At 43.4% G+C, this 25,355-nt stretch carries 25 protein-coding genes; 8 read left to right on the top strand and 17 right to left on the bottom strand.

Annotated elements, in window-relative coordinates; all coding sequences use genetic code 11:
* Positions 1-27: 27 nt before the first annotated feature.
* The 9 genes from tuf to fkpA form a co-directional block, all read right to left on the bottom strand.
* Positions 28-1,212 (bottom strand): elongation factor Tu, encoded by a 1,185-nt coding sequence (tuf, locus tag GKR48_RS01925; RefSeq protein ID WP_187128653.1) that lies wholly within the window; start codon positions 1,210-1,212, stop codon positions 28-30.
* Between the two features lie 78 nt (positions 1,213-1,290).
* The gene (gene fusA / locus GKR48_RS01920; protein ID WP_154602339.1) at positions 1,291-3,417 is read right to left on the bottom strand and encodes an elongation factor G; all 2,127 of its coding nucleotides are present in this window, start codon (positions 3,415-3,417) and stop codon (positions 1,291-1,293) included.
* Between the two features lie 86 nt (positions 3,418-3,503).
* A complete protein-coding gene (rpsG, locus tag GKR48_RS01915) occupies positions 3,504-3,974 on the bottom strand; it encodes a 30S ribosomal protein S7 (protein ID WP_006813694.1) in 471 nt (156 codons plus the stop codon).
* 98 nt (positions 3,975-4,072) lie between these two features.
* The gene (gene rpsL / locus GKR48_RS01910) at positions 4,073-4,447 is read right to left on the bottom strand and encodes a 30S ribosomal protein S12 (RefSeq protein ID WP_004265905.1); all 375 of its coding nucleotides are present in this window, start codon (positions 4,445-4,447) and stop codon (positions 4,073-4,075) included.
* Positions 4,448-4,583: 136 nt separating this feature from the next.
* The gene (gene tusB, locus GKR48_RS01905) at positions 4,584-4,871 is read right to left on the bottom strand and encodes a sulfurtransferase complex subunit TusB (RefSeq protein WP_154626534.1); all 288 of its coding nucleotides are present in this window, start codon (positions 4,869-4,871) and stop codon (positions 4,584-4,586) included.
* 58 nt (positions 4,872-4,929) lie between these two features.
* A complete protein-coding gene (tusC, locus tag GKR48_RS01900; protein WP_272521787.1) occupies positions 4,930-5,289 on the bottom strand; it encodes a sulfurtransferase complex subunit TusC in 360 nt (119 codons plus the stop codon).
* A gap of 52 nt (positions 5,290-5,341) precedes the next feature.
* A complete protein-coding gene (gene tusD / locus GKR48_RS01895; protein WP_154626532.1) occupies positions 5,342-5,746 on the bottom strand; it encodes a sulfurtransferase complex subunit TusD in 405 nt (134 codons plus the stop codon).
* Entirely contained in the window at positions 5,743-6,447 is a 705-nt protein-coding gene (locus tag GKR48_RS01890; RefSeq protein ID WP_036948726.1) for a helix-turn-helix transcriptional regulator, read from the bottom strand. Before GKR48_RS01890 ends, tusD begins: the two co-directional genes overlap by 4 nt.
* Before the next feature lie 339 nt (positions 6,448-6,786).
* Positions 6,787-7,530, bottom strand: coding sequence for an FKBP-type peptidyl-prolyl cis-trans isomerase (gene fkpA, locus GKR48_RS01885; protein WP_154602336.1), 744 nt, complete (start codon positions 7,528-7,530; stop codon positions 6,787-6,789).
* Positions 7,531-7,763: 233 nt separating this feature from the next.
* On the opposite strand from fkpA, the gene GKR48_RS01880 reads away from it, so the two are divergent.
* Positions 7,764-7,985 (top strand): SlyX family protein, encoded by a 222-nt coding sequence (locus tag GKR48_RS01880; protein ID WP_036948724.1) that lies wholly within the window; start codon positions 7,764-7,766, stop codon positions 7,983-7,985.
* 4 nt (positions 7,986-7,989) lie between these two features.
* Here the strand turns inward: GKR48_RS01880 and GKR48_RS01875 are convergent, their stop codons facing one another.
* The 5 genes from GKR48_RS01875 to kefG form a co-directional block, all read right to left on the bottom strand.
* Positions 7,990-9,321 (bottom strand): arylsulfotransferase family protein, encoded by a 1,332-nt coding sequence (locus tag GKR48_RS01875; protein ID WP_230088561.1) that lies wholly within the window; start codon positions 9,319-9,321, stop codon positions 7,990-7,992.
* Positions 9,322-9,577: 256 nt separating this feature from the next.
* Complete coding sequence (gene slyD / locus GKR48_RS01870; RefSeq protein WP_154602334.1) at positions 9,578-10,183, bottom strand: peptidylprolyl isomerase; 606 nt, start codon at positions 10,181-10,183, stop codon at positions 9,578-9,580.
* Between the two features lie 86 nt (positions 10,184-10,269).
* Complete coding sequence (locus GKR48_RS01865; RefSeq protein ID WP_036948717.1) at positions 10,270-10,473, bottom strand: YheV family putative zinc ribbon protein; 204 nt, start codon at positions 10,471-10,473, stop codon at positions 10,270-10,272.
* Positions 10,474-10,482: 9 nt separating this feature from the next.
* A complete protein-coding gene (kefB, locus tag GKR48_RS01860; protein WP_154626528.1) occupies positions 10,483-12,291 on the bottom strand; it encodes a glutathione-regulated potassium-efflux system protein KefB in 1,809 nt (602 codons plus the stop codon).
* Positions 12,284-12,844, bottom strand: a complete 561-nt coding sequence (gene kefG, locus GKR48_RS01855; protein ID WP_154626526.1) for a glutathione-regulated potassium-efflux system ancillary protein KefG — start codon at positions 12,842-12,844, stop codon at positions 12,284-12,286. Before kefG ends, kefB begins: the two co-directional genes overlap by 8 nt.
* Before the next feature lie 151 nt (positions 12,845-12,995).
* Between kefG and GKR48_RS01850 the strand changes: the two genes are divergently transcribed.
* From GKR48_RS01850 to GKR48_RS01840, 3 genes are all read left to right on the top strand, one after another.
* The gene (locus tag GKR48_RS01850; protein WP_132496954.1) at positions 12,996-14,930 is read left to right on the top strand and encodes an ABC transporter ATP-binding protein; all 1,935 of its coding nucleotides are present in this window, start codon (positions 12,996-12,998) and stop codon (positions 14,928-14,930) included.
* Between the two features lie 417 nt (positions 14,931-15,347).
* Positions 15,348-16,556, top strand: coding sequence for a peptidase (locus GKR48_RS01845; RefSeq protein ID WP_154626524.1), 1,209 nt, complete (start codon positions 15,348-15,350; stop codon positions 16,554-16,556).
* A gap of 7 nt (positions 16,557-16,563) precedes the next feature.
* A complete protein-coding gene (locus GKR48_RS01840) occupies positions 16,564-17,283 on the top strand; it encodes an Lnb N-terminal periplasmic domain-containing protein (protein WP_230088559.1) in 720 nt (239 codons plus the stop codon).
* A gap of 101 nt (positions 17,284-17,384) precedes the next feature.
* Here GKR48_RS01840 and adiA read toward each other — a convergent pair whose 3' ends face one another.
* A complete protein-coding gene (gene adiA / locus GKR48_RS01835) occupies positions 17,385-19,655 on the bottom strand; it encodes an arginine decarboxylase (RefSeq protein WP_154626522.1) in 2,271 nt (756 codons plus the stop codon).
* 96 nt (positions 19,656-19,751) lie between these two features.
* Positions 19,752-20,612: a MurR/RpiR family transcriptional regulator gene (locus tag GKR48_RS01830; protein WP_154626520.1), complete on the bottom strand. Its 861-nt coding sequence runs from the start codon at positions 20,610-20,612 to the stop codon at positions 19,752-19,754.
* A 251-nt stretch (positions 20,613-20,863) separates the two neighbouring features.
* Here GKR48_RS01830 and murQ point away from each other — a divergent pair, with 251 nt between their 5' ends.
* Together murQ and murP are read left to right on the top strand one after the other, a co-directional pair.
* Entirely contained in the window at positions 20,864-21,775 is a 912-nt protein-coding gene (gene murQ, locus GKR48_RS01825; RefSeq protein WP_154626518.1) for an N-acetylmuramic acid 6-phosphate etherase, read from the top strand.
* Between the two features lie 27 nt (positions 21,776-21,802).
* Positions 21,803-23,272: a PTS N-acetylmuramic acid transporter subunit IIBC gene (gene murP, locus GKR48_RS01820; protein ID WP_154626516.1), complete on the top strand. Its 1,470-nt coding sequence runs from the start codon at positions 21,803-21,805 to the stop codon at positions 23,270-23,272.
* A gap of 141 nt (positions 23,273-23,413) precedes the next feature.
* On the opposite strand, the gene GKR48_RS01815 is transcribed toward murP, so the two are convergent.
* Positions 23,414-24,019 carry a LysE family translocator gene (locus tag GKR48_RS01815; RefSeq protein ID WP_108478756.1) on the bottom strand — a complete coding sequence of 202 codons (606 nt, stop codon included), beginning with the start codon at positions 24,017-24,019 and terminating at the stop codon, positions 23,414-23,416.
* A gap of 113 nt (positions 24,020-24,132) precedes the next feature.
* On the opposite strand from GKR48_RS01815, the gene GKR48_RS01810 reads away from it, so the two are divergent.
* Together GKR48_RS01810 and GKR48_RS01805 are read left to right on the top strand one after the other, a co-directional pair.
* A complete protein-coding gene (locus tag GKR48_RS01810) occupies positions 24,133-25,116 on the top strand; it encodes a hydrolase (RefSeq protein ID WP_154626514.1) in 984 nt (327 codons plus the stop codon).
* Positions 25,113-25,331, top strand: coding sequence for a YheU family protein (locus tag GKR48_RS01805; RefSeq protein WP_108478754.1), 219 nt, complete (start codon positions 25,113-25,115; stop codon positions 25,329-25,331). The genes GKR48_RS01810 and GKR48_RS01805 overlap by 4 nt, the downstream gene beginning before the upstream one ends.
* The last annotated feature ends 24 nt before the right edge of the window (positions 25,332-25,355 follow it).

Genomic DNA, 25,355 nt, shown 5'->3' with positions numbered 1-25,355 from the left:
GTTCTTTCTTATTCAGAAAGAGCGGTATTATGCAATGATTTTTGCAACAACACCCGCACCTACAGTACGACCACCTTCACGGATTGCGAAACGTAAACCATCATCCATCGCGATTGGGTGAATCAGAGTCACGATCATGTTGATGTTATCGCCTGGCATTACCATCTCTACGCCTTCTGGCAGTTCGATAGTACCGGTTACGTCAGTTGTACGGAAGTAGAACTGTGGACGGTAGCCTTTGAAGAATGGAGTATGACGACCACCTTCATCTTTGCTCAGAATATAAACTTCTGATTCGAATTGGGTGTGTGGCTTGATTGAACCTGGTTTAGCCAGTACTTGACCACGTTGAATTTCTTCACGCTTAGTACCACGCAGCAGAACACCAACGTTCTCACCCGCACGACCTTCATCCAGCAGTTTACGGAACATTTCAACGCCAGTACAAGTAGTCTTAGCCGTTGCTTGGATACCAACGATTTCAACTTCTTCACCAACTTTGATGATACCACGCTCAACACGGCCTGTTACTACTGTACCACGACCAGAGATTGAGAATACGTCTTCGATTGGCAGCAGGAATGGCTTGTCAATTGCACGCTCTGGTTCTGGGATGTAAGAATCCAGGTAGCCCGCTAATTCAACAATTTTCGCTTCCCACTCTGGGTTGCCTTCCAGCGCTTTCAGTGCTGAACCGCGAACAACTGGAGTGTCGTCGCCTGGGAAATCGTATTGAGACAGAAGTTCACGAACTTCCATTTCAACTAATTCTAACAGTTCTTCGTCGTCAACCATGTCACATTTGTTCAGGAAAACGATGATGTAAGGAACACCTACTTGGCGACCTAACAGGATGTGCTCACGAGTTTGTGGCATTGGGCCATCAGTCGCAGCAACAACCAGAATTGCACCGTCCATCTGCGCAGCACCAGTGATCATGTTTTTAACATAGTCGGCGTGACCTGGGCAGTCTACGTGTGCGTAGTGGCGAGTTGGAGTGTCATATTCTACGTGAGAAGTAGAAATGGTGATACCACGCGCTTTTTCTTCTGGTGCGTTATCGATTTGGTCGAATGCACGAGCGTTACCGCCGTAAGTTTTAGCCAGAACAGTAGTGATTGCTGCTGTCAGGGTAGTTTTACCATGGTCAACGTGGCCGATTGTACCAACGTTAACGTGCGGTTTTGAACGTTCAAATTTTTCTTTAGACACGACTCTATTCCTTATGGAGTTCCCTCTTCACGATAAAGAAGGAACTTAAATTAAAGTAGTTAAATCGATAAAAATCGATTATCTAGCGTTACGAGCTTCGATTACAGCTTGTGCAACGTTGTTTGGCGCTTCATTGTACTTCAGGAACTCCATAGAGTATGAAGCACGACCTTGTGTCTGAGAACGCAGGTCAGTAGCATAACCGAACATTTCGGACAATGGTACTTGTGCACGAACAACTTTACCAGTAGGTAAGTCATCCATACCTTCAATCATACCACGACGACGGTTCAGGTCACCAATTACATCGCCCATGTAGTCTTCTGGAGTTTCCACTTCAACTTTCATGATTGGCTCAAGCAGAACTGGTTTCGCTTTTTTGAAGCCGTCTTTAAATGCCAGCGATGCTGCCAATTTAAACGCCAATTCAGAGGAGTCAACATCATGGTAAGAACCGAAATGCAGACGAACACCCATGTTAACTACTGGATAACCAGCTAATGGACCAGACTTAAGCTGCTCTTGCAGACCTTTGTCAACCGCAGGAATGTATTCCGTAGGGATTACACCACCTTTGATTTCGTTGACAAATTCGTAGTCCATTGGCAGACCATCTTTGTCTTTCTTGTCCAGTGGGTACATATCGATAACGACATGACCGTACTGACCACGACCACCAGACTGTTTCGCGTGTTTACCTTCGATGTCAGTCACTTTAGCAGTGATTGCTTCGCGGTAAGCTACTTGTGGTTTACCAACGTTCGCTTCAACTTTGAATTCACGACGCATACGGTCAACCAGAACGTCCAAGTGCAATTCACCCATACCAGCGATGATAGTCTGATTAGTCTCTTCATCACTTGATACGCGGAATGATGGGTCTTCTTGAGCCAGACGGCCTAATGCGATACCCATTTTTTCTTGGTCAGCTTTAGTTTTTGGTTCGATTGCAACAGAGATTACTGGCTCTGGGAATTCCATACGCTCCAGGATGATTGGTGCATCAACTGCACATAAAGTATCACCTGTAGTTACGTCTTTCAGACCGATAGCAGCCGCGATGTCACCAGCGCGAACTTCTTTAATCTCTTCACGCTTGTTAGCGTGCATCTGAACGATACGACCAAAACGCTCTTTCTTCGCTTTAACAGCGTTCAGAACGGTATCACCTGAGTTAACAACACCGGAGTAAACACGGAAGAATGTCAGGTTACCAACGAATGGGTCAGTTGCAATTTTAAATGCTAAAGATGAGAACGGCTCTTCGTCACTTGCATGACGTTCAGCTGGAGTATCTTTACCATCGTCCAGAATACCGTTAATTGCCGGTACATCTGTAGGAGCTGGTAAGTAATCCACGACCGCATCCAGCATCGCCTGAACACCTTTGTTCTTAAATGCAGAACCACAGGTAACCAGGATAATTTCGCTAGCAAGAACACGTTGACGTAAAGCACCTTTGATTTCTGCTTCAGTCAGTTCTTCACCGCCCAGATATTTTTCCATCAGTTCTTCTGATGCTTCTGCAGCGGATTCGATCAGGTTGTTGTGCCACTCTTCAGCCAGCTCTTGCATGTCCGCAGGGATATCTTCGTATTCGAAGGTAACGCCTTGGTCTTCATCGTTCCATTTGATTGCTTTCATTTTCAGCAAGTCAACAACACCAGTGAACGACTCTTCTGCGCCAACTGGTAATTGCAGTGGAACTGCAGTAGCTGCTAAACGAGTTTTTAACTGCTCAACAACACGTAAGAAGTTCGCACCCATACGGTCCATTTTGTTAACGAACGCGATACGTGGAACTTTATATTTGTTAGCCTGACGCCATACAGTTTCAGACTGTGGCTGAACACCACCAACCGCACAGTAAACCATTACCGCGCCATCAAGAACACGCATAGAACGTTCTACTTCGATTGTGAAGTCAACGTGTCCCGGGGTGTCGATGATGTTGATACGGTGTGGTTCATACTGCTTAGCCATACCAGACCAGAATGCAGTAGTCGCAGCTGAAGTGATAGTAATACCACGCTCTTGCTCCTGCTCCATCCAGTCCATTGTTGCAGAACCTTCGTGGGTTTCACCGATCTTATGGTTTACACCAGTATAGAACAGAATACGTTCAGAAGTTGTGGTTTTACCGGCGTCGATGTGTGCACTGATACCGATGTTACGATAGCGTGCTATGGGCGTTTGACGAGCCATTTTTTCCTCTCTCGTGGGCGTTCAATTCTTCATATAAAGGGCAGCTGAAAGCTACCCTGAGATACATCACTAAGATTGGTAAGAGATTACCAACGGTAGTGTGCGAACGCCTTGTTAGCTTCTGCCATACGGTGAACGTCTTCACGTTTCTTAACAGATGAACCTTTGTTCTCAGCAGCGTCTGATAATTCGTTTGCCAGGCGAAGCGCCATAGATTTATCACCGCGTTTACGAGCAGCATCAACGATCCAACGCATTGCCAGGGCATTACGACGAACCGGGCGAACTTCAACTGGAACTTGGTAAGTTGAACCACCAACACGGCGGGATTTAACTTCCACAGTCGGACGCACGTTATCAAGTGCTAATTCGAATGCGTCAAGTTCAGTTTTACCAGAACGCTGAGCAAGGAGCTCAAGTGCGTTATATACGATTGCTTCAGCAGTAGATTTTTTCCCGTCTACCATCAGGATATTTACAAATTTGGCCAGTAATTCTGATCCGAACTTAGGATCTGGAAGAATTTTACGTTGACCAATTACGCGACGACGTGGCATGGATATGACTCCGTTGTTAATTCAGGTTTGTCCAAAACTCTACGAGAGTATTTTGACATTAAGATTAAAAATGTTTGGCCTTACTTAACGGAAATCCATTAAGCCTTAGGTTTCTTCGCGCCGTATTTAGAACGAGCTTGCTTACGGTCTTTAACACCAGAACAGTCCAGTGCGCCGCGAACGGTGTGATAACGCACACCTGGCAAGTCTTTAACACGACCGCCACGGATCAGGATTACGGAGTGTTCCTGCAAGTTGTGGCCTTCACCACCGATGTAGGAAGATACTTCGAAACCGTTAGTTAAACGAACACGGCATACTTTACGTAATGCTGAGTTTGGTTTTTTAGGAGTGGTAGTATATACACGAGTACATACGCCACGTTTTTGCGGGCAAGCTTCCAGTGCTGGAACGTTGCTTTTCACAACTTTCGAGCTACGAGATTTGCGTACCAGCTGATTAATAGTTGCCATTATTAAAAAAGCTCCTGGTTTTTTTGCTTCGTAAACACGGATTTTGACCTCGTTCGCCAACATGACGATACACGAGGACGCGAAATTTTATTGCCGACTGGCTCAGGTGTCAAGAAATATACAACTTTTAGTGACTTTATAAGGCAAAATGTTGCTTATGAGCTTCAGTTAGCTTTACAAAACCTTGATATGAGATGATAGAAACGCCATCAGCTACCTGATCTTGTAGCCCTCGGGCGTCAATATCTGCATCCAAGGCATAGATTTGGGCACCGCTATTTTGTAGTTCCGCAAGATATTTGGATTGTGAGATAGCGGCAATCACACCATCTTGGAAAAGCAATATAGCGTCTTCATTGGTGATTAAACGCAGTAGCGCGGAAAAATCACATTTAAATGGAGATGTGGCTAGGGTGTATAGCATAGGCAGGATCCTACTATAGATCAAAATCCGAACACAAGATCAAATTTTGAACACAAGATCAAAATTTCAGCACAACATCACAGGCAGATAACTGCTCTTGGATCTGCTGGGGTGTTAAAAATTCAGGCGTCACAATCCACTCATTTTGCTGGCTAAGGCCTCTTTCCTTTAATGACTCTGAACATAGGTAAATGTTTTCAATGTCATAGAGAGGTAAAATTTTGAACGTCGCAATATAGTCCCGAGCTAAAATTTCTTTAGGCTGCTGATGAGCGAGTAATTGGCATACGCCATCAGAAAGAAAGAATACATTGATTTCCTCAGTCAGTGCTGAGGTCGCTAATAACGCATCCAGTCCTTCGCGCCCACTGGCACTACCATGTGGCATAGTCGTAAAAACAAAGGCTATTTTCTTCACAAGAGACCTTATCTTATATCTTATAGAGTGACGTGGTTCATGATGTTCAGGTTTAAAACTGGATTGTGCGGTCAGTCGTTAACATGGATTCAGCCAGACTTCCTAAACCGCTCATGGTAAAACTTTCAGATAAGTTATAGGCAGATAGCGATAGCGCGTTAGCTTGCTCTTCATCTGTAATACCACGACGTAATCCTGCTGCAACGCAGATATTCATTTCACAGCCCGACTCTTGTGCCAGCTGGCGCCATGCTTTGACCAGGTCAAATTCATCATTCGCAGGGGAAGTTAAAGCATTGCCATTCAGAACGCCATCTTGATAGAAAAACACCGTCTTCAATAGATGCCCCTCTTTAAGAAGGGCCTTGGCAAATTGATAGGCACTTGCTGATTGTGAAGTGCCGTATGCAGGGCCTGTCACTAACAAACAATAGGTTAGCGGGGTTGTTTTACTCATTCACCACTCTTAAATTGGCGGATATATAAATAGACGGTGTGCTTGGAAATATTCAGACGATCAGCCACTTGGTTGATAGCATCTTTGATATCAAAGATCCCTTTTTCGTACAGGTTCAGAACCACTTGTTTATTTTTCGCGTTGTTAGAAACATTACGGTCATTGCTAACTTCTTCGATGGTGTATTCCAATGTTTGTGCGACTAAGTCATCAACTGAAGATGCAAAGTTCACATCGGAAGTCACTTCTTGCTTTTCTTCCGGCACAAAAGACTTAATGATTTCAGAGAATGGCACATCCAAGTTCATGTTGATACACAGTAAGCCAATAACACGTTGCTTACGGTTACGAATCGCAATCGTCACAGACTTCATTAAGTCGCCGCTTTTCGCTTTCGTAAAATACGCTTTAGAGACATTGGATTCCGCATCCGCCATGTCATGCAGCATTCTTAATGCTAAGTCAGTGATAGGGGAGCCAATTTTACGCCCTGTATGCTGACCATTCGCTATTCTCACTGCTGAACATTTGAGGTCTTCTAAAGAGTGAAGAACAATTTCACAATGCTCACCGATTAGCATAGCGAGCCCGTCAACCGCAGCTTCATATGATTTTAAAATTTCGTGGTCAGTCTCAGTAAACGGCTGGTTATCAAGAATATTAATATCACTGAGGTCTTGGGATTGTAATGCATCAGACATTTCAACGGCATCCTTCTAAAGTGTATAAAATTCATCACGTCAACCAATGAGGCATTCATTATTCGACTCATTTGCCTTCACTTTATCGTACATAGTCAACGGATGTGATGATTAAAAATAAAAACGAATCTATTGAAGTTAAAACTCCAAGGCGTTGCCGTCAAGCGAATGAATGCAAGAGAGTATGTTTTATCACAAGTTTTAAAGAATATAAGATTTTTAAATGTAAATTTTTAATCGAGAATGACACAACTCTGCTTTTTTAGCATTGAATTGCGTAACCCAATGAAAAAAGCTCAGAACGAATCTGAGCTTTTTTGTTTTTAATGCTGTGAAATCTTATTTTGCAGCAGGTTTGATATCTAATAATTCAACATCAAAGATCAGCGTTGAATTTGCTGGGATACCTGGAACGCCGTTTTCACCGTAAGCTAATTCTGGTGGGATAACTAATGTCATCTTGCCACCTTTCTTCAGGTTAGATAAACCTTCAGTCCAGCCTTTGATCACTGAGTTTAATGGGATAGTCAGTGGCTCGTTACGAGAATAAGAGCTATCGAATTCAGTGCCATCAACTAAAGAGCCTTTATAGTGAACAACAACGGTTTCGTCTTCTTTAGGTTTGGCGCCAGTACCGTCTTTTTCAATTTTGTACAGTAGGCCAGACTTAGTTTTCACTACGCCCTTTTCTTTTGCAAATTTCTCGCGATATTCGTCACCTTTCTTCACGTTAGCTACTGATTCAGCTTTAATTTTATCTTCAGCTGCTTTTTTCACTTGTCCTTCGAATTGACGTAATGTTTCTTCAACTTGTGCATCAGTCATTTTGCTTTTGCCGTTGAATGCATCTTGAACACCAGCCAGTAATTGGGCTTTGTCCAAATTAATACCGATCGATTTTTGTTCTTCTAAAGAATTTTGCATGTAGCGACCTAAAGAGGCACCTAATGCATATGCGTTACGCTCTTCTGCATTTTTGAAAGCGCTCGCTTGTGTTTTTGCTTCTTCCGCCATAACTTGTGGGGCAGTAAAAGCGAATGCTAATGTTGTTGCTAATAGACTTGCCTTAAACAGTGATTTCATCCTAATCTCCGATAGCTATTATTCGAGCCATATGGCTCATTTTTATTGATAGCTGTTCCTTATCTTAAAAAACAAGCTGTCAGTTAACACAAAAAATATAAGAATATCTTAGACCACATTAACAAAAAGAGGTTTCGACGCCTACACCTTTAAATAAAACTTATCTGTTGATTTGTAATGTTCGGTTATTATGATGTTTTTTTCATGATGGGAACCCATAAGGAGAGTCTAAAATGGATTCATCAGACAATTTTGAACAGCGTTTAGAACTTTTAGAAAGCAAAGTTGCTTTCCAAGAATTGACTATTGAACAGCTTAACCAAGTGATTACAGAACAACAAATGCAGCTGTCAAAAATGCAGGAACATTTGCGTATCGTTGCGGAAAGATTGAAAGCGTCGCAATCATCTCACCTAGCTCGTCCTGAAGAAGAGACTCCCCCTCCCCATTATTAGTCTCTCAGCTTTTCCCCCTGATATGAAATTGGGAGATATCAATATCAGGCAATGCCATCTCTTCGGGCTTATCCAATTGAGGCACCCATTCATAGGGAACTCGATAAGCCCGATAGATCATGTTATCCCATGCGTATTGTTCATCGGTATAGGGGGAAATATATTCCCAAGCAATTTTATTTTCCTTAGTAACTTCAATAATTCGCCCATCCGCGCCCTCTGTAATCAACGTATTACCATTGAGGAGTCGTTGTGCGCTGCTAACATGCGGACTAAAAAATCGAAAACGATTCGTCGGCATTTTAAATCCCTGCTCGTTTGCAGAATGCTGCCAAACAATACCTAAGCTGATAGGGTCTATCTCCAAGACTCGAGAATAGTCACGACTCGCATTTTTTAATCCATAAAGCGATGTTGGCGTAGCTTGCCCATAGCCTGCTTGCCAGCCATTATCAAACAGTAAAATATTCCCAGCCCCCGGTAACCCTTGAGGAATAAGATGGGCATGATGTTGACCAATAATCCCCCCTAAATGCTTAACATTGTCATGGGTATAATCAGGTCCAATTTGCCATACAATCTTTCCAGTTTCACGGCTGGTAATTCCAATAATATTCGTTTCCCGAGAGCTCCATATCATATTCTCAGGATGAAAATGAGTATTGCCATTATCATAATGTTTGTTGGGACCAAGCCGAGATAGGCTATTGATATGTAAATAATCCCCCACACCATCAGATATGAGATTAGGATTACGATAAAAGACATTCTTTGCGGTTTCAGAAAAACCGAGCTCTGAAAAGTGATCACTGAGCGCCCAGGTCCATACAATATCTCCCTGCCAATTAATCTCAACAAAGACGTCATCCAGTAATGGCTTATCAGATATTTGAGGATTTTGAATATTTCGATGGCAAAGTAATAATGTTTTCCCTTCATAGATAGGGGATATCAAATCAGGCGTATAATACCCGACGGGGTTTCCTTCCCGTTGAAAATCATGATGGGCTCTTGCAGACCAATATTGTTCCCCAACATCATCCGTCAATAATTCGACACGATCAAATGACCAAACTTCGTTATTGTCCCAATCCCGCTGGACCAACCGAGTATATTCGCGATATTTATCACCTTCTTTTGACCGTTCATAACTCAGCAGATTGCCTCGGGGTAACATTTTACAAGGCACTCCATCACTGTCCTGCCAAACATGAACTTCATTGCCATTCATATCAATAAGCACAGCGCCCTTATTAGCCACTGAAAATAATGTATAACCATTCCAGGCTTTATCTGGTTTATAAATTGTTGTTTTTGTAGGATAAATAGAGGGCATTCCCATAATGATTTTCCTAGATAATTGAGACTATGACACGAGATAAACGAAGAAATTAATCTCGATAAAAATCATGGAAATTATAAGCTAGAAAAATAACCAATTGATTTACAATAAATTTCAGTAATTGTTAAATTTAATAACAGTGAATGCTTGAGACTGAATTTTGAGTAAAAAAAAGCCCAACATAAAAATGTTGAGCCTACATTCGAAATAAAAAGCGAGTTCGCTTTTTATTAAATCTCTTTTTTAGAGATTAGTGGCAACCGCAACCACCATGCTTGTGTCCGTGACCTTGACCTTCGCCACCACCACAGCAACCACCTTCTGAACCGTGGCTATGACCGCCACCGCCACAGCAACCACCTTCGTGGTCATGGTCGTGGTCGTGACCATCAGCACCATGGACGTGGCCATGTGCGATTTCTTCTTCAGTTGCTTCACGGATAGCCATGACTTCAACATTAAATTTCAGGTTTTGACCTGCTAACATATGGTTACCATCAACGATAACTTCATCGCCTTCGATGCCTGTGATTTCAACAGGAACTGGACCCATGTCAGTGTCCGCTAAGAAACGCATACCCACTTCCAGCTCATCAACGCCCATGAATACATCTTTCGGTACGCGTTGAACTAAGTTGTCATCGTATTGACCATATGCATCGTCTGAAGCGACTTCAACATCGAAATGTTCGCCAACTGCGCGACCTTCTAATGCTTTTTCCAGACCAGAAATTAAAGAACCACGGCCATGCAGATAGTCCATTGGCGCATTCGCCGGGGACTCATCAACTAAAACACCGTCTTCTGTTCTTACTTGGTAAGCGAGGCTTACAACCAAGTCTTTTGCTACTTTCATGACATCTCCTACGACCCGTAAGGGAAAAATTTTTGCCAATTGTACCGGAAAACAATTGTGCTGTATTGAGAATTGACAAAATTCTCTTATTCTGGCGTAAAAATTCCAATAACTTGTTCTTGCTTTCTCACATGCTCAGTTGCATCGCCTTCAGCTTGACGTTGTTGATCCCCACAATTCACACATTCAACCACATCAATTTTATCTTCTCGCCACATCATTAAGGTGTCTTGAGACTTGCATTTAGGGCAGGTTGCCCCAGCAATAAAACGTTTACGTGTTGCTGCCATTTTTCTACCTTACTGTTCGTTATTCCAGCCATGCGGTTGGCGATTTTCTCTTTGCATCTCTTTTTCGAAAAGTTCGTTGAGTTCACGCCGCGCCTCTTTAATACGCGAAATTTGCCCGCTATCGCTGTTCTCATTTTCAGGAATAATATCCCGCAGCATACGCATATCAAGCCGACGGAAATGCTGTTTCGCTCGATAAGCTTTGTGTGGATGCATTCCGGTGCTAATCAGTGCTTTGCTTCCCATTTCTAACGCGCTTGAGAAGGTTTCACGGCTAAAATCCGTCACGCCGCTGTGCAGTAATTCGTGAGCTTCTAAGCGCCCTTTTGCACGCGCAATAATATGCAAATTCGGGAAGTTTTCTTGGCAAATACGCACAATTTCCATCACTTCTTCAGGAACGTTGCTGGTGATCACAATCGCTTTGGCTTTATCCGCTCCCGCTGAGCGTAGAAGTTGTAGTTCTCGCGCATCCCCATAATAGACGGTGTAACCGTAGCGGCGCATGGTACTAATCGCGGTAACATCTTGTTCAAGCACCGTAATATTCACTTTGTTCGCCATCAATAGACGACCAACCACCTGCCCCATTCGCCCAAATCCCACTAAAATAACGTGAGGATTGGTGTCTTCCACAAACGGTTTTTCGGTAGAGGTTGCTGGCTGATTATAACGGCGGTTGAGATACGCATCTATCAACTGCATCACAAGTGGTGTTGTCATCATCGATAGCGTCACCACGACCAACAATAAATCCATTTGCCTTTCATCAATCACGCTAGCACCGAATGCCGTGGCATAAATGACAAAGGCGAACTCACCACCTTGGCTAAGCACCCCAGAGAATTGCGCTCGAGCACCTGTGCGTAAACGCGCCACAAATCCCAATACATATAAGACAAGCGCTTTCACGGCGACCAGCACCAAAACTGCCAGTAAAACTTGAGGGAGATAAGCCCACAATACTTGTAAATTTAATGACATACCGACGGAGATGAAAAACAGCCCTAGCAGCAAGCCTTTAAACGGTTCAATATTAATCTCAAGTTCATGACGAAATTCCGTCTCAGCGAGCATCACCCCCGCCATAAACGTACCCAACGCCATTGAGAAGCCAAGGCTTTCCATAATCAACGCGGAACCCAGTACGACTAACAACGCCGCTGCGGTAAAAATTTCATGAACACCCGATTTCGCTGCGAGCCTAAAGAGTGGACGTAATAAATAACGCCCGACAATCCATAGCCCCGCAAACGCCACCACTTTCAATCCAATTTTGTACCAATCGCTGCTTCCCGTATCCCCTGCCAACAGCGGGATCAGTGCCATAATCGGGATTACCGCCATATCTTGGAACAGTAAAACAGAAAAACCGAGCTGCCCACTTTCTTGGTTGGACATCCCTTTTTCATTCATTAATTGCAGCGCCATAGCCGTTGAGGACATCGCCATTCCCAGCCCGCCAACCACAGCTGCCTGCCAAGAAAACTGAGCTAGAATCAAGATCCCAGCCATCAAAGCTGCGGTTACAACCACTTGAATGGTACCGACACCAAAAATCGATCGGCGCAGCTCCCACAATTTCGAAGGTTTCAGTTCCAACCCAATCAAAAACATTAAGAAGACAACACCCAGCTCCGAGAAATGCAGAATGTCATCCACATTGCGAATAAAGCCCAATACAAATGGGCCAATCGCAATCCCTGCCAGTAAATACCCTAGCACCGCCCCCAGACGAATTTTTTGGGCAATCGGCACCATCACCACACCAGCGCATAAAAATATGATCACCGACTCAAATAGATTTAACTCATCCATTTGAAATATCTCCTGTATTGAGGGGTTGTCTCATCCATTGCTTATACTCTTCAACCATTTGCTGTAACTGTTGTGGGCTCTGCCGACGGGCAGAATAGATAATATTTGGTTCTATCCAGTGCATATCACACATTAATGAGGTCAATTCAAATGGACGAAGAATTTCGGATAATGGATAACGATTATAGCCACCATACTGGTAAGCTTCTTCTGGCTCCCCCGTGGTGATAATCGAGCGCCAATATTTGCCTTTCAGTTTTTGGTATCCTGGGTCTGTGGCAAATCGGCGAGTCAGAACTTGGTCAAACCACTCTTTTAATAGTGCGGGGCAACTATAAGTATACAGCGGGTGCTGAAATACAATGACATCATGCTGGCAAAGCAGCTTTTGTTCTGCGGTGACATCAATAAAATAATCGGGATATGTTGCGTATAAATCGTGGATAGTGACATTGTCAAAATCGCGCACTGCATTTAACAACAGACGATTAGCAACAGATTCATGGGGGTCTGGGTGAGCGTAGACCACGAGCACTTTTGGCGTAATTGACATCTTTCCCTCCTCAAAGGCGTGTCAGGCGGATAATTTTCCGTTACCATGCAGCCTGCTAAATGTACTTTAAGCTTAATATATTTCAGTAATAACTTTATTATTCGAATATATCTAACTCAATAATTTAACATATTTTCAATAGACGGTTTCTATGATTGTTTTCTCTTCATTACAAATTCGCCGAGGTGTACGTGTTCTGCTGGACAATGCAACTGCGACTATCAATCCGGGGCAAAAAGTCGGGTTAGTGGGTAAAAACGGCTGCGGAAAATCCACATTGCTGGCACTGTTAAAGGGTGAATTGCAGGCGGAAGCAGGATCAGCAACCTTTCCAAGCAATTGGTCTATGGCGTGGGTGAACCAAGAAACTCCAGCCCTTGATGTGCCTTGTATTGAGTATGTCATTGATGGTGATCGTGAGTTTCGCGCCTTAGAACATAAGCTCCAACAGGCGAACGAAAAAAATGACGGTCATGCTATTGCCGTCATTCATGGGCAATTAGATGCCATTGATGCGTGGACAATTCAGTCCCGTGCAGCGAGCTTGCTACATGGTCTTGGCTTTAGCCAAGCACAGCTGCAGTCTCCGGTAAAATCATTTTCCGGTGGATGGCGTATGCGCCTGAACCTTGCGCAAGCCCTACTGTGCCGTTCCGATTTATTACTTCTCGATGAACCGACGAACCATTTAGATTTAGATGCGGTGATTTGGCTGGAAAAATGGCTTAAAAGCTATTCTGGCACGCTGATTTTGATTTCCCATGATAGGGACTTCCTCGACCCAATCATCGACAAAGTGCTGCATATCGAACAAGAAACCATGTTCGAATACACGGGCAACTACTCTTCATTCGAACGCCAACGTGCGACTAAACTCGCTCAGCAACAAGCTTTATATGAGAGCCAACAAGCTAAAGCCGCTCACTTACAAAGCTATATTGACCGCTTTAGAGTGCAAGCCACCAAGGCAAAACAGGCACAAAGCCGAATTAAAATGCTCGAACGCATGGAGATGGTCGCCCCTGCCCATGTGGATAACCCATTCCATTTCTCATTCCGTCAACCGGAAAGCCTGCCGAATCCATTATTAAAAATGGAAAAAGTCAGTGCAGGTTACGGTGAAAAAGTGGTGCTGGAATCCATCAAATTGAATTTAGTTCCGGGTTCTCGCATTGGGTTACTGGGACGAAATGGTGCCGGTAAATCCACACTAATCAAAATGCTAGCAGGTGACTTACCACCATTACACGGTGAAATCTCACTCGCCAAAGGGATCAAACTGGGGTATTTCGCCCAGCATCAATTAGAATATTTGCATGCGGATGAATCCCCGCTACAGCATCTTGCTCGCCTTGCACCTGAACAAACTGAACAGCAATTACGTGATTACCTTGGCGGCTTTGGTTTTAAAGGCGACCAAGTGACGGATCCTAGTGGACGTTTCTCTGGTGGGGAAAAAGCCCGCTTAGTATTAGCTCTGATTGTCTGGCAGCGCCCTAACTTACTGTTACTCGATGAGCCAACCAACCACTTAGATTTGGATATGCGCCAAGCACTAACCGAAGCGTTAATGGCTTTCGAAGGCGCATTGGTTGTGGTTTCCCATGATAGACACTTACTGCGCACCACCACGGATGAGCTGTATCTGGTTCATGGCGGAAAAGTGGAGCAATTTGATGGTGACCTCGAAGATTACCAACAATGGTTAGCTGAGCAGAACAAAATGGAGCTACAACAAGCTCGTGATCTGCTTGATAAAGAAAAGCCAGCCAGTACGTCAACCGTGACGGCGCAAGATAGAAAAGACCAAAAACGCCGCGAAGCCGAATTCCGTCAACTAACCCAACCTATCCGTAAAAAAATCACGGAGTTGGAAAAGAAAATGGAAAAACACTCTGTATCCTTAGCGGAGTTAGAGGCGAAGTTATCCGATGCCGCCATTTATGAGCAAGATAAAAAAGCGGAGCTGACTGACTGTTTGAAAAAGCAGACTGAGCATAAATCAGCCCTTGAAGACGTTGAAATGGAATGGATGGATCTGCAAGAGCAGTTAGAAACCATGACCAATGAGTTTGAAGCGGGTTAATTCGTAATCGTTCTTCAATAATAACCCTTTATTAAGATCAAACTAATAAAGGGTTATTTCAATAAATGACCAAAAGAGATAATCATAATTAGAACTTTTAAGTTTAAGAATTTAATTACACATAAAAATCTTATTTATGGTTTCTTTAAAACATAATCCGAAGCGTTGACGTGTTATTAACAGAATTAAATATTAACATATCGTTAACCTAAAGCAGTTGCAGCCACACAACCAAAGTGTAACACTAAAAATAACGCTTATTCTTCAATGAATTAAAATCACTACAAAACGCACAAATTGCCATCTATTTTGTCGCTTAAATATCCCCATTATAATGAAGCCAATCCTACAAATTAAAAATAAAAACCTATAAAGATAAGGCATTAGCACTTATCAAGATTCTATGGTTGGTGCAGCATGATTTATATCATTACGATGCTCTATGGCAGAGACACAGCGAAAAAATATTTCTGGTTTATTCTGGCGCTCACACTATTTGGTGTTCTGATTGGTGCCTGCTTTTTTCTATTACCTTTTTTTGCTGATCCCCATGAGTTTATGATTTTCCTCTGTATTCCAATTTTATTGGAAGCTATTCGCTCGTTTGTCTGCGCGATGTATTGCCAAGGTGCCACCCGAGGGCTGCGGATCAGCCGCGGATTAGTGCTACTTTTTATGGTCTACATTGTCTTATTTTCTAAAATACATGCATGGGAAACGGTTCTCTCTGGATTTATTACTGGCTTATATCTCATGGTCAGTGCTATCTGGAAAATGTCCAATAGCGTGGTTTTAAAATTTGAACGCTGGAAGTTGATGTTCACTGTCTCCATTATTGAATTTTTATTAGGTTTATGGAATTTCATTCCTTGGTCTTTTGACTATTCCTCTCGCCAAGTTTATTGGGATGTCGGCACGCTGATTATGATCTTCTCCCTCGATTCATTCTTTGTTTACTACTTTGTTGTGAACAGCCAAATTTCCAATGTTAACCAGATGGTATTTACACGCAATCGCAATAATGACGCTTCAAACAGAGAACGCGGCACCTTACACGTATGGACAACGACCGGGCAACTGCCGTTATTTTTTAAAATTATCCAACGTTATATTGTTTCCCGTAATTCATTGGGCGTGATTAGTACGGGGCATGTGGCTTTTGAACTGGATGAAATATATATCAGCCACTACCCAGAGAAAGATATCGACCGCGATACAGCGCAATTTTTGCAGATATTAAAATCCACCGAGGAAAACAATGACACGGGAGTTTTTCAAATCAGCTATCTTGATGAAATGAAAATTGCGCCGCCATCAAACTTCAAATTAACCATTGAAGGGATCAGCAAAGAAAAATTAGACGCATTCTGGCAAGAGTACAGTAAAGACACGACTTATAATTTAACGAATCGCAATTGTTCAACCGTCGTTTCTTTGGCGCTAATAAAAAGTACCGAGGGATATTTTACTGAGAAAAAAGGCGGCTTCATGCTGCTACTTAAATTGCTCTTTAGCCCTGAGCTTTGGGTCATGTCCCAACTCAGAAAACATGCAAGTATAATGACGTGGACACCGGGCATTGTTTTAGATTATTCCCGCGCCATGTCTGTTTTATTAAAAATGTAGCGTGTAGATGAGCAATCTATTACCTCAAAATGAGTGGAGAACCGAGTATCGCTATAAATCCCATATGGATTTTAATCACGAAACTTCGGACGTCACCATTCATAATTTTCGCTCTTTTCAGTTTGCCGATAAGAATGAATACACTTGGGATACAAAGCATTACAACCTGTCTAACTTGCAAAGCGTAGACTTAGTTCAATCCCACTGGTCTGGTAAAATGATAGCCCATGTCTTTCTGAGCTTCGGTTTTACCAATGGGGACTATGTCTCTTTCTCTATCGAGACAAGGCGAAAAACACATCAACAATTTTCGGTTTGGAAGGGTTTTTTCTATAACTACGATATTATCTATGTGGTCGCTGATGAGCAGGATTTAATTGGTACTCGCGTTAATTTACGCAATGAGCAGGTCTATATTTATCCCTTAAATTTAGATAAGCCACTTATTACCGAACTGTTTCTCAATTATATGAGTAAACTTAATCAGCTCAAAGAGACCAATGAAAAATATCATTCTATGTGGAATAACTGCACGACCAGTATTTATAAAATTGCCAAGAAAACCTATCCTGATTTTAAATTTAACTGGAAACTGTTAGTCAGTGGCTACGCTTCTCAATATTGTCATCAATTAGGTTTTATTGAAGATAAAGATTATTTTAATAAACAAAAAATCCCAATCATTCCATTAATTAACCACACATTCTCACACCAGATAAGGCGTTAATTCCGCTCATAGTAACCGGCAGAAAGGTACAATAGATCCTTAGCTAATCCCTGATAAGGATCTATTTTCGGTATTAAGCCCTAAATTTAATTACATTCTCACTATCGAACTTTCACGCACATCACATGGTATTCACCATTAATTTTTTCTGTACCTTCCGTTTCATGTTCAAAGCCCGGAAACTCGCTATCCCACGCTTGTAAACTGCGTAAATAACCAATATGCGGGCTGTTGGTTTCGCCAAAGCTTTCGCCGGATAACAACATTGGGATCCCCGGTGGATAAGGAATAATCGAGTTCGCTGCAATACGCCCAGCCAGCTTATCTAACGGCACAGCTTCAACGCGGTTCGCAACAATCTGTTGATAGGCATCACGCGGACTCATCATGACATTGGGTAACTCTGAATAGGCTTGATTCAGCTGGCTACCCGGATTATTGCGCTGCAAGTAAGCAAACATCTTATCCCCCAAGTCTCTCAGCCCCATCTCACCATAAATTTCAGGCGCGACTTCCACCACTTCAGGTAACACTTTTTTCAGCTGCGTGTTGGCATCGTAGTGGCGTTTAAAGGAGAGCAATGCATTAACTAATGTGCCCCATTTCCCTTTAGTGATCCCCATAGAAAACAGGAACATAATTTGGAAATCGGTAGTACGGGTCGGCACAATACCATAATGATTTAGCCATGCGGTCACGAGCGCCGCAGGGACACCGGAATCGAGCAGCTTGCCATCGTCCCCCATTCCTGGCGCCAAAATACTCACTTTGATAGGGTCTAACATCGCCCAATCTGCGGGAATATTTTTGAAACCATGCCACGTATCTTCAGGGTTCATTACCCAACAGCTTTGCTCTTTCATCAGCAATTCAACAGGCGCAAACTCAAAATCGTAGCGCTCGCCAGTTGCAGGATCCTTCACCGTTTCCTGATTCCACGGTTTGAAAAACCACTCGCCATCATTTTGGAACTCTTTGTACAGATAGCCGAGTGATTGACGAAAGTCGATGGCTTCGCGGATCACTTCATCCGTTAATGAGCGCCCGCTATTCCCATCCATCATATCTGCCGCAATATCGTTTGAGGCGCAAATGGCATACAGCGGCGAGGTGGTTGCATGCATGTGATAGGCTTGATTAAAACGATTAAAATCAATAGCGTTACGTCCATTCCGCACATGAATAAACGAAGCTTGAGACAGCGCATTCAGTAATTTATGGGTTGAGTGAGTCGCGAAAATGGTAGGGTCATCCTCTTTGCGCTCTTCATCACGCATCGCGAAATGGTCACGGTAAATCGGGTTAAATCGCGCGTAACCGTACCATGCCTCATCAAAATGAATTCTATCGAGGGATTTATCCAATAGATTTTGCACTTTACGCGCGTTGTAGCAAACACCATCATAAGTGCAGTTTGTCACCACGCTATAGGCAGGTTTTTTGCCAACTTTATCCGCGGTGAACGGGTTGTTAGCGATTTTTTCTTGGATAGCTTCAGGAGACATTTCCGTTGGATAAATCGGCCCAATAATCCCATAGCGGTTACGACTCGGGACCATATAAACAGGTTTTGCTCCCGTTAAAATCAAGCCTTGTTCGATGGATTTATGACAGTTTCGGTCAATAACCACCACGTCGTCATCCGTCATGCAAGCTTGCATAATGGTGCGGTTCGAACCCGAAGTTCCGACCACAACGGAATAGGATTGGTCAGCACCAAAAATCCGTGCCGCGTTTTTCTCGCACTCCCCAAATGCCCCTGTGTGGTCGAGCAACGAACCCACAGCAACTCGCTCGATACCGATATCTGTGCGGAATAAATTTTCACCAAAAAAGTCGTGATAAATACGCCCAGCGGGCGTTTTGGTAAAGCCGACACCCCCTTGGTGTCCCGGCGCTGCCCATGAATGTTCATGTACATCACTGTATTTAATTAAACTTTTCATTAATGGCGGGAGTAACTGTGCACGGTAACGGATGATAGCAGCGAGCACGCGTCCGGCAATAAAGTCCGCCGAATCCTCTAAAATCCATGCAAACTCATCCACCTGCTCCATCATTTTTCTATCAAATGCCACTAAGGCTTCTTCACGATCACTCAAGAGAAAAACGGGTACATCTTCTTGGCGGCGATGAAGCTGGGTAATTAGCCGATGTGCTTGGGCTTGCTCTTCTTTATCGGACATATCTCGCCCGTAAAGCAAGCAGTCAATGCTGGTGTTTGAGCGAATATAGGCAAGACCGTCTTCAAAATCACGGATAATGACCGTTTCGACGTGTTCGTCATTCAGTTCGCTTGCCAGCCGTGCAACCGCATGGCTGATCACAGAATCTTCATCTGTTAGCTCGGTATAAACGATCAATGCCCTCATGGACTCTCCCTCAATGAATTGTTTTAAGCGAAATAATGCCTCCTTTAGTCTTAACGCAGATAAGATTATTTTGCAAAGTTATCGAGGTATTAATAGTTATTCGTCAAGTTTATTAATCATCACTTTGGCATTCATCACCAATGCTTTTGCTTTATCTTCCCGTTTTTGTAACAACGCCATGAACAGTAAATCGGTCAGGGTATTTTGTGCCGTTCTTGAAGAAATTGATGAGCTGCGCCATTCGTTCTCTTCTGCCACACTTTCCAACATATAGTCTGACATTTGAGCGAGTGGAGACTCTTTCGAGCGCGTAATAGCGATAACACAAGCGCCATTTTGGTGACCAATATTGGCAGCAGTGAGCATATCTTTGCGCTTTCCAGAGAAGGAAATCACGATTTGCACATCTTTCGGCGTCAAGGTTAATGCTGCCGCAATTTGAACGTGATGATCCGGCTCCACGAGCGTGGTAATGCCGATTTTCTGAAGCTTATAACTTAAATCTTTCGCAGTGAGTCCTGAGCCGCCAATCCCAACAATTTGCACGCGTTGTGCACTATCTATGCGCTGAATGATTTTTTCAAATTGTTTGAAATCAAGACGTTTTGTGGTTTCTGTGATGGAATAATTTTTCTCTAATGCCAGCTTCTGCGCGACCACCATCAAGCTATCCGTTTGCGTAATACGGTTATGCAACGCGCGGTGAGGCTCCCCCAACTCTTGCTGTTGGCGACCAATGATTTCACTTAGCGCCAATTTCAGCGCAGGGTACCCCTTTACACCTAACTTTTGACTAAACTTCACTATAGCGGATTGACTGATCCCCAATTGCTCCGCTAACTGTGAAGATGATAGTTTCAGCACATTTTCCGGACTTTCTAAGATAAATTGTGCAATTTTACGTTGATTTTCCGCAAGTCGCGGTAATAGGTACGTGATGGTATCGAGTAACGTCATAGTAGCCCTCAAGAAGATAAACCTTCATCGACAGAATAAATTTACAAATAAATTATTCCTTTAATAAGAACTCAATGCTTGGTAATTAATTATTAAAATTCAAATCACTATTAATTTACAGGGCAATAAATAACCAAATTTATTCGCTTATATTGACAAGAGAGAATAGATAGCACCGTGATGATTATCACATCAAAGGAATAAATAATTCCATAGCATACCCCTCATGATACGTTTAAGGAGTTATTACTATGTCGATTGATTTAAGCAAGATGGTCACGGAAAGCCGTAACGAAGCCAGCACCCACATTGACCAATTATCTACCATTGAAATGCTGCAAGTCATCAACAATGAAGATAAAAAAGTCCCTTTGGCTGTCGAAAAAACCTTACCGCAAATTGCACAATTGGTCGATAAAGTTGCGGCAGCTTTCCAACAAGGTGGTCGTCTAATTTATTCCGGGGCGGGTACTTCGGGACGTTTAGGGATCCTCGATGCCAGTGAGTGCCCTCCTACCTATGGAACCCCACATGAACAAGTGATTGGGCTGATTGCCGGTGGTCACCAAGCAATCTTCCGTGCCGTTGAAAATGCGGAAGATAAACCCGAATTAGGGGAGCAAGACTTAAAGAATATCGATTTCAATCAAAAAGATATTCTAGTTGGGATCGCCGCCAGTGGCCGCACGCCTTATGTTCTAGGTGCCATGAAATATGCACATTCCTTAGGTGCAACCGTTGCCTCAATTAGCTGTAACCCTGATAGCCCTGTCTCTCAAGCCGCTGACATTGCTATCACCCCGATTGTGGGCGCTGAAGTTGTCACCGGCTCTTCGCGCATGAAAGCGGGAACCGCACAGAAACTGATTTTAAATATGATCACCACTGGGGCGATGATCCGCATCGGTAAAGTCTTTGGCAATTTAATGGTCGATGTGGAAGCGACTAACGCTAAGCTCATTGAGCGCCAGACTAAGATTGTGATGGAAGCAACCGAATGCGACCGCCAAAGCGCAGAATCTGCATTACAACAATGTGATAGACACTGTAAAACAGCGATCTTGATGATTTTATCTGGCTTAAATGCTGATGAAGCTCGTCAATTGCTCGCTAAAAATCATGGCTTTATTCGCACTGCCCTCAACATCGCAAAATCCGTCTAATCGACGGATCTCTATGAGAGAAACAGTATGGCTAAAATAACAAATGAAATGATACAGCAGATCCTGCAACACGTGGGTGGCGGTCGCAATATTAAGCAGTGCGGTAACTGCATGACGCGTTTACGGCTTACCTTACATGATGACCAGTTTATCGATAAAACCGAAATCAAAAAAATCCCCGGCGTACTGGGCGTAATTGAAAGTGACGACCAGCTGCAAATTGTTTTGGGCCCTGGAAAAGCCCAAGCCGCCGCGGATTTAATGAAGCAAATGTTAGAAAATGGCGAAGCGGATGATGCCCATGACTCTGCTGCGACCCAAGATCTGAAAGAGATTGCTTCAGCCAATAAACAGCAGCTGAAGAAAAAACAAACCAGCGCCGTTCATCGCTTTTTATCTAAATTTGCGACTATTTTTACCCCATTAATTCCGGGCTTTATCGGCGCGGGTCTCTTAATGGGCTTGGCCTCATTACTCACATTATTATCAGCGAACCAAAACTTATTCCCTGCGGATTCAACCCAGCTTGCCCACCTCAAAAGCTTAATTGCGTATATGAGTGTATTCGGTAAAGGGTTATTCACCTTTATGGGATTGTTGATTGGTTATAACGCCCAAAAAGCGTTTGGGGGAAGTGGCGTTAACGGTGCCATTATCGCTGCGCTGTTTATTTTAGGTTACGACCCGGCGGCCACTAAAGGCTTCTATTCCGGTATGACAGACTTCTTTGGTTGGTATATTGACCCGAGAGGCAACATTATCGGGATCCTAATTGCCTGTATTTTTGGTGCTTGGGTTGAAAAACAAGTGCGTAAAATCATTCCGGCTAGTTTGGATATTATTTTAACCTCAACCATTACGCTGTTAATCGTCGGCGCTGCAACCTTTGTCTTCATCATGCCTATTGGCGTTTGGTTATTCGAAGGAATGTCTTGGCTATTCATGCACTTAAACGGAAACCCTATCGGCACAGCCGTCTTAGCGGGTCTGTTCCTGATTGCGGTAATGTTCGGTGTCCACCAAGGCTTTATTCCAGTGTATGTCGCGTTAGTTGAAGCGCAAGGGTTTAACTCGTTATTCCCAATCTTAGCGATGGCAGGTGCAGGTCAAGTGGGTGCGGCACTGGCACTGTATGTGAAGGCGAAGAAAGGCTCTGTTACCCGCAGCCAAATTGGTGGTGCACTCTTCCCCGGCTTCTTAGGTATTGGTGAACCATTGATTTACGGGGTGACGTTACCACGAGTGAAACCGTTTGTGACCGCCTGTTTAGGGGGCGCGGCCGGTGGTTTCTTTATCGGTGCCATCGCGTGGATGGGTCTACCTGTAGGGTTAAATACCGTATTCGGCCCTTCAGGATTAATCGCTATTCCACTGATGACGTCAGACCAAGGCGTGCTTCCTGCAATGGCGGTGTATGCAGGCGGTGTCTTAGTCTCTTATCTGTGCGGGTTTATTTTCACCTATCTGTTCGGTAGTAAAAATGTCGATTTAGACTAGAGGATAACGTGGATTGAAAAACAAAAAAGGCACCTAAGGTGCCTTTTTGTTACTTTCATATTGTGTTCGTCGGCTTACATCTTTCAGCGTCATAAGGAGAGCACCGTCTCTGTATCCCTACCCACTTAATTTATTGAGACGTTACTCCAACCAAATTAATGGCACACACGCGGCGGTCAGTATCCCCATCACTAGGTTGAAAATAAACCATGCACGGCGGCTACGTAAGAAAACCCCAATCAAAGAACCGAAGCCCATCCAAATCAAGCCTGCGACAAAATTCACAATCACAAAAGCGATGCTCATTACAATGATGGACTGAGTAAATAACTCGCCTGGAAGACTAAAACTCCCTACCGCCCCTAACCCCATCATCCATGCTTTCGGATTTAAGAACTGCAATAGTCCGCCTTGAAACCAAGTGACGCTTTTAGAGGCTTTGCTGTCTGTTTTGAGTGGCTCGTAGCTGGCGGTAGCGGTTTTCCATGCTAGCCATAATAAATAAACGCTACCAATGATTTTCAACACAATATGAATTGCAGGATATAATAGTAATAGTGCGGCAACGCCAAACGCAGACAAATATAAAATTGACTGCATGCCCAGCATAATTCCTAATAATAATCCGATACTGCGACGAAAACCGTAGTTAGCTGCACAAGAGGTCAACAACATGTTGTTAGGGCCGGGTGTGACTGCTGCAATGAATAAAAACGTAAAAAGCGAAAAAATTAGCCCCAGAGTCATTTATACTATGTTCCTCAACCTAAATTTGTTTCTAAGTTTGTTTACTTGCATCGCAGAAAAATAACAGTATGTTATGTGACTCACAAGCGTTCCACTAAATAAAAAATAAGGCCATGTCAGAAAATTTCCGCCCTATGAGTTGGGCAAAAAACCCTCATCTCCAAACCTTATTGCCAAGGATCTTTCGCCGTACCCCGAAAATTATCCCAACATGGCAGCGATTAGAATTGCCTGACGGTGATTTTATCGATCTTGCTTGGAGTGAAAATCCAGAAAAAGCGAGCAAAAAACCTCGTTTAGTGATTTTTCATGGGTTGGAAGGAAATTTTAAAAGCCCCTATGCCCACGGGATGTTAGAAAGCGCCCAAAAGCAAGGGTGGCTCGGCGTGATCATGCATTTTAGAGGATGCAGCGGTGAACCTAACCGTCAAAAACGTATTTACCATTCTGGTGAAACTAGTGATGCACGTTATTTCTTACATTGGCTAAAACAGACATGGGGGGAAGCACCAACTGCTGCTGTAGGTTATTCCCTTGGCGGTAATATGCTAGCCTGTTATTTAGCGGAAAATGGTGAGAAAGCTGAATTAGATGCCGGCGTTGTTGTCTCGGCTCCATTAATGCTCGAAGCCTGCTCCATGAAAATGGAGAAAGGAATTTCTCAGCTCTATCAACGCTACCTATTAAATGGGTTGAAACGTAACGCCACCCGCAAACTGGTACGCTACCCTGGTTCACTCCCTCTTAATTTGTTGCAGCTTAAACAGTTAAAACGCATTCGTGAATTTGATGATGTGATCACCGCGCGTATTCATGGTTTTGATGATGCTGCGGATTATTATCAAAAATGCAGCGCACTACCTAAGTTATCTCAGATTACTAAGCCAACCCTGATTATTCACGCAAAAGACGACCCGTTTATGGCGCCCGAAGTCGTGCCTGATTTAAGTCATTTACCTGAAAATATTGAATACCAAATGACGGAACATGGTGGACACGTCGGCTTTGTCGGCGGTAGTTTTAGAAAGCCACAAATGTGGTTAGAAACTCGTATTCCTCTGTGGCTAACAGCGTATTTGAATGAGCAAAAATCATGATTATTCCGTGGAAAGATCTCGCTCCTGAAACGCTCGAAAACCTTATCGAGAGTTATGTTTTACGCGAAGGAACCGATTACGGCGTTCACGAAAAAAGCTTGCAGGACAAAGTGAATGATGTGAAACGGCAGTTAGTTTCTGGCGAAATTGTGCTAGTCTGGTCTGAGTTACATGAATCGGTAAATTTCATGCCTAATAACCAGTTTCGCCCGTAGCGCTGTTTCTCAAAAATAGTGGTC

This window comes from Providencia sp. wls1943, assembly GCF_009706275.1.
In the GTDB taxonomy this organism is placed as follows: Bacteria; Pseudomonadota; Gammaproteobacteria; order Enterobacterales; family Enterobacteriaceae; genus Providencia; species Providencia zhijiangensis.
This window is presented reverse-complemented; position numbering and strand designations above follow the sequence as displayed.